Below are 9,901 nucleotides of genomic sequence, written 5' to 3'. Positions count from 1 at the left end.
TTGTCTTGTATGAGGAAGATTTTGACTTCGACGAGGCCTCCGACGTCGCGGTGAAGACGAACAATCAAATCAAAACCATGGTCAATACGCTTAGCAATTGGCTTGTGGAACAAGAGGAGGATGCCGCCAACCCCTCCACAGGAGCCTCGCGGCGTCTGCACCTGCACTTCCTCCACAACCCCGTTGAGATTATGGGTGTGGATGGCCAGGTCACGGGTATCAAGTTTGAGCGTAACGAGTTGGATGGCACGGGTAACGCCCGCGGCACTGGCGAATTCATCGACTACCCCGTTCAGGCCGTATACCGCTCGGTCGGCTATTTCGGCTCAGCAGTGGCAGACGTGGATTTTGATCATCGCCGTGGAGTGGTGAGCAACGACGCCGGGCGGATACTAGGCGTTGACGGCGCCCACGTGCCGGGGCTGTATGCGACGGGTTGGATCAAGCGGGGTCCAGTTGGTTTGATCGGCAGCACCAAAGGCGACGCCCTTGAAACCATCACCCACTTACTCGCCGACCGTGCAAACCTTCCGGCCGCCGTCGTGCTGGAACGGGATGCCATCTTGGACCTCCTGGATTCACGCGACGTGGAATTCACCACGTGGGAAGGCTGGCATGAACTTGATGCGCACGAGAAATCTCTGGGAATCGAGGCTTCCGGCATGGGACCGGTGCAGCGTGAACGTGTCAAAGTAGTCTCCCGTGAAGAAATGGTGCACGTTTCCCGCGGTGCGGCTGTGGTGCGCTAACGCTGTGCAATGACTAGCGCTGCACTGACTAAAGCTGCACTGTCGGCCCCAGAAAAGTAAAAACTGAAAGTTTGTTTTTACTATGGAATTTCTGCTGAGAGTGTCGTAGTCTAACTTCAAGTCAACTTCATCGGCAATGCCGTGAAGTTCTCTCTTTACATTGATTCTGCTGTGAAGGTCTTGAAGGATTTTTGCAGCATCCGTCTGGGGGGTGATTTCCGTGGATGTGAGCGAACCGCTCGTGTCGGGCAGCAATGCCCTCGCGCGTGCAACCCGCATCGCCGTCGGAGTCGCCCTGTTGGCTGTGGCATTTCTCCTGTTCGGATCGACCGGCGCTTTCGCCGCTTCGTCGGATTCATCTTCCCAATCCGCTCCTGGTGCTACGCGCTCTGGCGGTGGGGGATTGATATCAGGGCTGCTCAATCCGGTGGTACACGCCGTAGATAAGGCTGTTTCGCAGATTCCGGTGGTTAGCGACGTCGTCAAGAACGGCACCGTTGCAGCGGTGGTTGCACCCGTAACTACAGTCACCGACCATGTTGAGTCAGGGATTTCCACAGTTCCCGTAGTCGGAGCAGTGCTCCAACCGGTGTTGGAAACCCCCGTGCTCGGAAACGTCGGCGGCGTCGTGGGGGATGTGGTTGGTGGGGCTGTTGATGCTGTCCTTCCTCCGGCAGGCAACAGTGCACCGGTCGTTCCGGCTGTCCCTGTTCCCAACGTTCCTGTTGAGATACTTCCGACGCCGCCTGTGAGCGTAGACACCAGCTTGCCGGCAGTCGTCCCCGTACCGGACTCGTCGGCCGTTACCACTGAAAACGCTGCCGCAGTCAACGCTGTTTCTAAAGGCGTTGACGCGAACTTAACCAGCCAGAATACTTCGGCCGTGGTGAGCGCCTCTCGGTTCTTACCGAGTAGCCAATCGATGGTGGGTTCCTCCTCGTCTGCACTCACCGAACGCTCGGCCAGAGCCAAAAATCCTTCGGAACCGATCTGCGTCACTACGCCTGATTCCGATGGTTCAGTTCCGTGCCTGCCAGCTGCAGCACCAAGTCCAACCACTGCGTCGTCTTCCTTGTCCGGTGGTTCTGGTGGTGGCTCGAACGGGTCTGCAGCAGCCGACGAGCTTTTCCCTCTTTCCTTTCACTTAGCAGCAGCCCGTGCACCATCCTTGGATGCCGACTGGGCGCTGCCTGCCTCCATGCCCTCCAACCCAGGGAGCAGCCCTGACTAAATGACCGTTTGCCTTCCTCAGATTCATGAAGGCCACGGTATTTCCTTGAACCTGCAATTGCGGTCAAGGTCAAAAAATTTAGTTTGGAGAGTGCATCATCATGCGTGTAATTATTCGTCGATCGCTGTGCGCAGCGGTCTTTGCCGGAGGGTTACTTGCCCTCGGAGCAGGTGCAGCCAGTGCTGCAGAACAACCAGATGCCGGAGCAACTTCGGCAGTTTCAACACTCACACAAAACAGTACGTCCACGCAGGCTCCTACCGGCGGCCTTTTGGGCGGCATTTTGGACCATGCGTTGGGTGATGTTTTGGGTACGGTTCAGGTGGCTGTGCCGGTGACAGTTCCGGTGACAGTTCCGGTGAATGTGTCCGGGAATGCGGTGGGTGTTTTGGGTAATGCGATCAGTAGTGGTTCGCAGGCTACGAATACTTCATCGGTTCCGGCTGTTGGTCAGGTTGCTGGTGGTGAGGTTGCTAGTGCTCCGGTGTCTAGTGGTCTTGCTGGTGGTAATGGGTTGTTGGGTGATGTTTTGGGTGCGGTTCAGGTGGCTGTGCCGGTGACGGTTCCGGTGAATGTGTCCGGGAATGCGGTGGGTGTTTTGGGTAATGCGATCAGTAGTGGTTCGCAGGCTACGAACGTAGTTACGCCAACGACTCCCGAGGTTCCGGTTACGCCCGTTACTCCGGTTACTCCGGTTACGCCCGTAACGCCGACTACACCCGTAGCTCCAACTGCGCCGACCCAGATGGTTTTGACAGGCACAGTTCAACCATTGAGTTCAGCTGCCACGGCGTTCGTGGGTAGTCCCGCACAGCTTGCCTACACGGGGCTCAGCATCTGGCCGGTCCTACTAGGGTTTGGTCTGCTCCTAGCTGGTTTCCTTGGTCTGCTCCTGCTGCGTCGCTCGGTCCAGTAGTAACGCAGTTTATTTAGAAATTACGGCGACCGCCGTCGGCCAGGCCTCGGGTATCACAGCCCGGGGTCAGGCCGGCGGCGTCAGCCTGCGTACGGCCAACGCCAACCAAAGCTGGACGCGATCCGGCGTCACAGCAGGGTCATAACCGGTGAGTTCGGCAATCTGCGTTAGCCGGTAACGGACCGTGTTCCTGTGCAGTGTCAACGCCTCCGCCACGGCTGCCACTGATCCATTGAGCCGCAGGTACGTATCCAGGGTGTCCATCAACTCCGCACTGTGGGTGGCATCAAACGCCGCTAGAGGACCGATCGCCTCCGCGGCCATGTCCGCCATGGGCACGTCCTCACTGGCCAGCAGGAGGGAGGTCAGACTCAGCCTTTCAGGGACGTTGACGGCCAGGCCTCGCGTGGCGGCTTCCCGCGCCTCAAAATAGCTCCACCGCAAACCGTTTGCCTGTGAATAGGCGCCACCAATACCAACCGGTGCATTGATGCCCACGTCGTGCATTTGGTGGCTCAGCGCCCGACCCAGAACCGCCGGATCTCTGTGACTAGCGGGGACAATGACTAACAATTCATTGGACTCATCGCTGCGGACGACGGCGGCCACCGCGCTCTCCAGCTCGCACGGCAAGGTCATGGTGGAGAGGGTAGCGAATTTCTCCCCGCCAGCATCCACTAGCAGCACGAAGTTTTTTGCCGCAGGGTTGACCTGGACGTTCTCCAGCCTCGCTGCAGCGTCGGCGGATTCCAGCGTGCCCCGGATGACGTCCGAAAGAACCTGCCCGGCAATTTGCCGGGCAGTATGCCTGCGTTGAATGAGGTTGTTGAGTTCAATGCTGATCAGTCCACGGGCGTAATCCACAATCCCATCGTCGTGAAAGGGCCTCTTAAGCCACAGCGTGCTGGCGTCGCGCTTGCCGGTGGAGAGCGCCACGGCGTGCCAGTTATCTTCCTCAGGGGTGGTCCCCGGTGCCGTGGAGAATACTTCCCCGCCATATTGGCTGATGACCAGTTCCGAGGCCACCATTGCTGCAAGCTTGCGGAGCAAAGCGGGCAGACCACCACCGGTTAGCAGCGCCCGCGCTAACACTTGGTGTTCGCGCAGCAGCCGTTCCAGTTTGCTGTAATGATCGGCAGAGCGGGCGTCTGCGACCAATTTTCCGATCGCTATAAATGGCGTGCTGTAGGGGACCTCCACTACGGGAACGCCCCAACGGTTTGCCTCCGCGATCAGTGCCACGGGAACAGTTTCGTGCTCGAAACCTATGCCAAAACCAATGCCGACTGCGCCCGCGCGGCGTATTTGGCGGACAAACGATCGCTGGGCGTCGGCCGTGCCTTGCCGCGCGCCAGTCGTCAGCACTAGTTCCCCACCACTGAGAAATGCCTGCGGGTTCTCCAACTCTGTTACGGCAACCCAGTCAATAGGGGCTATCAGCGGAGTTCTGACCGAGCCGAGGTTCTTCAAGGAGAGAGCCGGAACGCTCAGGAGGTCCGCAAGTGAAAGTGCCATAGAACAACTATACAAACGCACTGCTTGAATGGTCCTCTGTGGTGCAATGAGACATTCTCTAATCCGTGCCGCTCAGCCTAAACTCTGCATAAGCGGCCAACCCTGCCGCGCTGTACCCACCGCTAGAAGAAGAGGTTGAACACCGTGGTCCAAACCTTACAGAACTTCATCAACGGCGAATTTGTGCCCGTCACCGGCACCGATTTACTGGACATCGTCAACCCGGTCAATGGTGAAGTAGTGGCTAAGTCGCCCGTGTCCAGCAAAGCTGATGTTGATGCAGCCATGTCCGCAGCAGCCGCGGCTTTCAAGACCTGGAAGCACGCCACACCGAGTCAGCGCCAGAGCGTACTGCTAAAACTGGCAGACGCGATCGAGGCTCACAGCGAAGAAATTGTTGAGGCCCAGCACCGTAACACAGGCCAGGTAAAGCAGATGATCGCAGAGGAAGAAGTAGGAGCTGGTGCGGACCAGTTGCGGTTCTTCGCCGGTGCTGCTCGCTTGCTCGAGGGACGCTCAGCAGGGGAATATATGGAGAACTTCACCTCTTACGTTCGCCGCGAACCCGTAGGCGTGATCGCACAGGTCACACCGTGGAACTACCCGTTCCTCATGCTCATCTGGAAGATTGGTCCTGCCCTGGCCGCCGGCAACACGGTGGTTCTCAAACCCAGCGACACGACACCGGAAAGCACCTTGGTGTTTGCTGACATCGCTAAGGACATTCTCCCGGCTGGTGTGCTGAACATCGTGCTGGGTAACGGCGGCGTCGGTGCAGCCATGGTGGAGCACAAAGTTCCGGCGATGGTTTCCATCACGGGATCCGTCCGAGCCGGGATTGCCGTGGCCAGCGGAGCAGCCAAGGGTCTTAAACGCGCGCACCTTGAACTTGGTGGAAAAGCCCCGGCCATCGTTTTCGCCGACGCTGATCTAGGCACCACCGCTCAGTCCATCGCAGAGTTCTCCTTCTTCAATGCCGGCCAGGACTGCACCGCGATCACTCGCGTACTCGTAGAGGAATCAGCCCACGATGAATTCCTCACTGCTCTCACTACGGCCACCCAGGGACTGGAAACCGGCCATGCGGATGACTCCAAGAACTATTTTGGACCGCTGAATAACGTCAACCACTTCAACCAGGTGGTCAAGGTAGTTGAGAGTATTCCTGACTACGCCACCGTGGTTACCGGTGGTAAGCGCGCAGGGGAGACGGGCTTCTTCTATGAAGCCACTGTGGTGGACGGCGTGAAGCAAAGTGATGACATCGTCCAGCAAGAAACCTTCGGCCCGGTCATCACGGTCCAAACGTTCAAAACAGAAGAAGAGGCTGTTGAGCTGGCCAACGACGTCGATTATGCGCTGGCGTCCAGCGTTTGGACGTCCAATCACGGCGTAGCCATGCGCGTCTCCCGTGACCTGGACTTTGGCGCAGTTTGGATCAATACGCACATCATGCTCACTGCAGAGATGCCCCACGGGGGCTTCAAGCAGTCAGGTTACGGGAAGGACTTGTCCATGTACGGTGTGGAGGATTACACCCGTATCAAGCACGTAATGAGCAACCTCGACGTCTAATTTTTTGGTGCTGATGAGCGCCGCTTGTCCCTTTGCTTGCTATCCCATTTTGAGAGGTCACAACCATGTCTGAAATCCACTACCGGCTCGAACAAAAACGGCACCTTAGCGGTTCCTTCCCAGGACCCAAGTCTGCGGCTTTGGATGCCCGCCGGAAAGCCGTTGTGGCCGGTGGAGTCGCCTCCAGCGTTCCGGTTTATGTGGCGGACGCCGACGGCGGCATCATCACCGACGTTGATGGTAACTCCTTCATTGACTTGGGCTCAGGCATTGCCGTCACCACCGTGGGTGCAACGGATCAGAATGTGGTCGACGCCGTCCGCGAGCAGGTCGGTCACTTCACCCATACCTGTTTCATGGTGACTCCGTATGAAAGCTATGTGGCCGTCGCTGAACAGCTCAACGCTCTGACCCCCGGCACGCATGAGAAGCGCACGGTGCTTTTCAACTCTGGCGCTGAAGCTGTGGAGAATGCCGTCAAGGTGGCTCGACTGGCAACCGGCCGCGACGCCATTGTTGCCTTCGATCACGCATACCACGGCCGCACCAACCTGACCATGGCGTTGACTGCGAAGGCCATGCCGTACAAGAAGAATTTCGGGCCGTTTGCGCCGGAGATTTATCGCGTACCTATGAGCTACCCGTATCGGGAGGAATCGCAGATCAAGGGTCAGGATGCCGCACTTCGTGCCATTTCCATGATCGAGAAGCAGATCGGGGCTTCCAGTGTGGCCGCGATATTGATCGAACCGATTCAGGGCGAAGGCGGGTTCATTGTCCCGGCGGATGGTTTCTTGCCGACGCTGGCTGCCTGGGCCAAGGAAAACGGTGTCGTATTTATCGCTGACGAGGTTCAGTCGGGCTTCTGCCGCACGGGTGAGTGGTTCGCCGTCGAGCATGAAGGCGTTGTTCCGGACATCATCGCCATGGCCAAGGGCATCGGTGGGGGCCTGCCGCTCTCCGCCATCACGGGCCGGGCGGATCTCATGGATGCTGTGCACCCTGGCGGTCTTGGCGGCACGTACGGCGGAAATCCACTCGCCTGCGCCGCCTCCCTTGCTGCCATCAAAACCATGAAGGATCATGACCTCAATGGGCGGGCCAAGGACATTGAAAAGCTCGTTAGCAAGCGTTTAGTGGCTCTACTCGAAGAGATGGGTGAGGCCGGGATCATTGGCGAAATTCGTGGCCGTGGTGCGATGTTGGCGATCGAGCTGGTCAAGGCCGGTACGGCGCACACCACCAAGGAAGTGAATGCGGAGGCGGCCAAGGCCATAGCGGCCGACTGCCTACAGGCCGGGGTCATCATCCTCACATGCGGGACCTACGGCAACGTCATCCGCTTACTCCCGCCGCTGGTTATAGGCGACGAGCTGCTCAACGATGGACTAGACGTTTTGGTCCAGGCTGTGCGGCGCGCAGCGGAGTAGCGCGGACTTTCAAGGCACGACGGCGGCACCTTCGCACCGAACTCAAGCTTCCAGTCATGTGCAGGAGAATGATCGCTCAAACACGCTGTGTGGGCTCTGTTCGCGATGGCCTGCGCCGCTGTACAGTCAGTGCTACGAACGCCCTGAACAGAGTGCGCAAAGCCGCCAGCTGGCAGGGCCCATCGAAGGGTTAATTACATGAAATATGTCGTTGGGTACCGACCGGATGAGCGTGGCGCCGATGCCATTGCCTTGGCCGGGGTCATCGCAAAGACGCAGGGCGCCGAGCTTCACCTGGTCAACGTGGTCCATGGTGGCAAGGGTGGCGGCAAAGACATTGAACGTCGGGCTTTGTCGCTGGTGCCTGACGAGGTCACAGCCACCTTCTCCACGCGAACGGCGGAGTCTTACGCTCACGGTTTGATTGATGCTGCGAAGGAGGACGATGCCGCCCTGATCGTAGTTGGCGCCGCGAGTAATGGCCTGTTCAAGAGGTTCACAGTGGGCTCGGTTGCCAACGGGTTGCTGCATGCCTCTCCTGTGCCTGTGGCGCTGGCGCCGCGGGGCTACAACCGCCGCGAGCCACTCACCCGCCTCACCGTCATGACCGGTGTCAGAGAAGGCTGGCAAGCAGTGCTCGATGTCGGCACTACCGCGGCAGCCAGGCGTCACGTGCCCTTGCGTTTGGTCTCGCTCGTGGAGATCGACCAACTTCAGCAAGCGAACTTTGACTTGGATAACGCGCTCAGCCCGGCACGCCAGCACGTCAACACCGTTTTGGCACAGGCCGCGTCAAAATTGCCAGCAGAGAGCGTCACCGTAACTCTGGCCCATGGACGCAATGTTGAAGAGGCAGTCGACGGGATCGGTTGGAAGTCCGGGGAACTTGTGGTGGTCGGCTCCAGCCGACTAGCCGAAAACCACAAAATTTTCCTGGGCTCCACGGCTAACAAGATCCTGCGCTCACTGCCAGTGCCAATGGTGGTTGTGCCGCGCGACTTCGTGGAGCAAGGCATCTAAGGCCCGGGCGGCTGGTTGACCAAACGCTAAGCAGCCGCCCGGCGTAGCCGTGAGAATTTCCTGAAATGGTTCACCTGGTCCACCGTGAGGATTACCAGTGCAAGCCACACGACGCCAAAACCTATCCACCGGTCCAACCCCATGTGCTCGCCTAGGAAAACGATCGCCACGGCAAATTGCAGCAAGGGTGCCACATACTGCAGCAGGCCAATAGTAGTCATCGGCAAGCGTCGTGCCGAGGCTCCGAAGAGGAGTAGCGGGACGGCGGTGACAATGCCGGTGGACGCGAGAAGCCAGAAGTGCCCGGCACCCATTGTTGTTAATGTAGCTTGGCCAGTGGACATCAGAATCACGATCGTGATGATCGCGAACGGGGTCAGCGCGGCAGTCTCTACGCTAAGGCTGGTGAGGGCGTCAACTTTACCGCCCACCCTATTTTTCACGAAGCCGTAAAGCCCGAAGCTAAAAGCCAGTACTAAAGCGATCCACGGAAGCTTGCCGTAGCTGATCGCCAGTACGACGACGGCCACGAACCCCACGCCTACCGCTCCCCATTGGAGCGGGCGCAGTTTTTCCTTCAGGATGATGACCCCAAGAAGCACTGAGACGAGCGGGTTGATGAAGTAGCCCAGCGATGCCTCAATTGCATTGCCCGATGTGACAGCAAAAACGTAGGTCAGCCAGTTGATGACGATTAACACGCCCGCAATGGACAAGGTACCCAAAATGCGGGGGTTTTTGACAGCAGTCGCTATCTTGGGCCAGCCGCGGGTAACCGTGATGATCAAGGCACAGAAGATGACGGACCACAGAACCCTGTTGGCCACAATATCTAGGCTGTTAGCAGGCAGCAGCAAGATGAAATAGAGCGGGAGCATGCCCCACAAGCCGTAGGCTGCAAAACCAAAAAGCATGCCCGTGCTGTTCTCGCTGCGGACCGGCTTGGATGAGCTGGGAGCGGGTTCCTGACCGACGCTGGTGGAACCCTGCGGTGGTGAAGGTTTTATCGGTACTGGACTCAAGGGCATAAGGCCAATAACAACATGATTGGAGCTCATATTCCATGTCCACCACAAAATCATTGGACCCGTCGATTTGGGTAGCCTGACTGAGGCAGTAGTGCATTGGTTACATGAGCCGTTGGTCACGTTGAGTGAATGCCACTTTCGGCCACCTGCCAAGGCATTTACACTAATAAAAGCAGCGCCCAACTCGCGCCTCCACTGTGCCCCGTCCCTGCTAGGGTCACGATTCAAAGTTCGGAAGGACTTCTTCTTGTCTAACTCGAGAATCAACCGCCCATTCCAGGTAGCGATCATTGGTTCAGGTCCCGCTGGCGTCTATGCAGCAGATATCTTGACGAAGTCCCAAGAGGTCCAAGGTGGAGATGTTCAGGTGAGCATTGACATCTTTGAAGCTCACCCGGCTCCGTATGGTCTGATTCGGTATGGGGTTGCTCCGGATC

The 9,901-nt window shown here is 58.2% G+C and carries 8 protein-coding genes and 1 pseudogene; 7 read left to right on the top strand and 2 right to left on the bottom strand.

The window, feature by feature from the left end; translation table 11 throughout:
* From LOH53_RS16600 to LOH53_RS16590, 3 genes and pseudogenes are all read left to right on the top strand, one after another.
* Positions 1-749, top strand: a pseudogene (locus LOH53_RS16600) (pyridine nucleotide-disulfide oxidoreductase); the annotation flags it as partial.
* 226 nt (positions 750-975) lie between these two features.
* Positions 976-1,980 carry a hypothetical protein gene (locus LOH53_RS16595; RefSeq protein WP_230068873.1) on the top strand — a complete coding sequence of 335 codons (1,005 nt, stop codon included), beginning with the start codon at positions 976-978 and terminating at the stop codon, positions 1,978-1,980.
* A 100-nt stretch (positions 1,981-2,080) separates the two neighbouring features.
* The gene (locus LOH53_RS16590; RefSeq protein ID WP_230068872.1) at positions 2,081-2,896 is read left to right on the top strand and encodes a hypothetical protein; all 816 of its coding nucleotides are present in this window, start codon (positions 2,081-2,083) and stop codon (positions 2,894-2,896) included.
* A 66-nt stretch (positions 2,897-2,962) separates the two neighbouring features.
* Here the strand turns inward: LOH53_RS16590 and LOH53_RS16585 are convergent, their stop codons facing one another.
* The gene (locus LOH53_RS16585; protein ID WP_230068871.1) at positions 2,963-4,411 is read right to left on the bottom strand and encodes a PucR family transcriptional regulator; all 1,449 of its coding nucleotides are present in this window, start codon (positions 4,409-4,411) and stop codon (positions 2,963-2,965) included.
* 144 nt (positions 4,412-4,555) lie between these two features.
* Here LOH53_RS16585 and LOH53_RS16580 point away from each other — a divergent pair, with 144 nt between their 5' ends.
* From LOH53_RS16580 to LOH53_RS16570, 3 genes are all read left to right on the top strand, one after another.
* Positions 4,556-5,986 carry a gamma-aminobutyraldehyde dehydrogenase gene (locus LOH53_RS16580; RefSeq protein ID WP_230068870.1) on the top strand — a complete coding sequence of 477 codons (1,431 nt, stop codon included), beginning with the start codon at positions 4,556-4,558 and terminating at the stop codon, positions 5,984-5,986.
* Between the two features lie 65 nt (positions 5,987-6,051).
* Positions 6,052-7,416: a 4-aminobutyrate--2-oxoglutarate transaminase gene (gabT, locus tag LOH53_RS16575; protein WP_230068869.1), complete on the top strand. Its 1,365-nt coding sequence runs from the start codon at positions 6,052-6,054 to the stop codon at positions 7,414-7,416.
* 198 nt (positions 7,417-7,614) lie between these two features.
* On the top strand, positions 7,615-8,436 hold the full coding sequence (locus tag LOH53_RS16570) for a universal stress protein (RefSeq protein WP_230068868.1): 822 nt from the start codon (positions 7,615-7,617) through the stop codon (positions 8,434-8,436).
* 26 nt (positions 8,437-8,462) lie between these two features.
* On the opposite strand, the gene rarD is transcribed toward LOH53_RS16570, so the two are convergent.
* The gene (rarD, locus tag LOH53_RS16565; RefSeq protein ID WP_376991712.1) at positions 8,463-9,494 is read right to left on the bottom strand and encodes an EamA family transporter RarD; all 1,032 of its coding nucleotides are present in this window, start codon (positions 9,492-9,494) and stop codon (positions 8,463-8,465) included.
* A gap of 217 nt (positions 9,495-9,711) precedes the next feature.
* Between rarD and LOH53_RS16560 the strand changes: the two genes are divergently transcribed.
* On the top strand, positions 9,712-9,901 hold a 190-nt coding region (locus LOH53_RS16560; protein ID WP_230068867.1), incomplete at its 3' end, for an FAD/NAD(P)-binding protein.

Origin of the sequence: Arthrobacter cryoconiti (assembly GCF_020905375.1) — a bacterium.
Taxonomy (GTDB): domain Bacteria; phylum Actinomycetota; class Actinomycetes; order Actinomycetales; family Micrococcaceae; genus Specibacter; species Specibacter cryoconiti.
The sequence above is the reverse complement of the archived record's forward strand: the minus strand, read 5'-3'. Positions and strand labels throughout refer to the sequence as shown.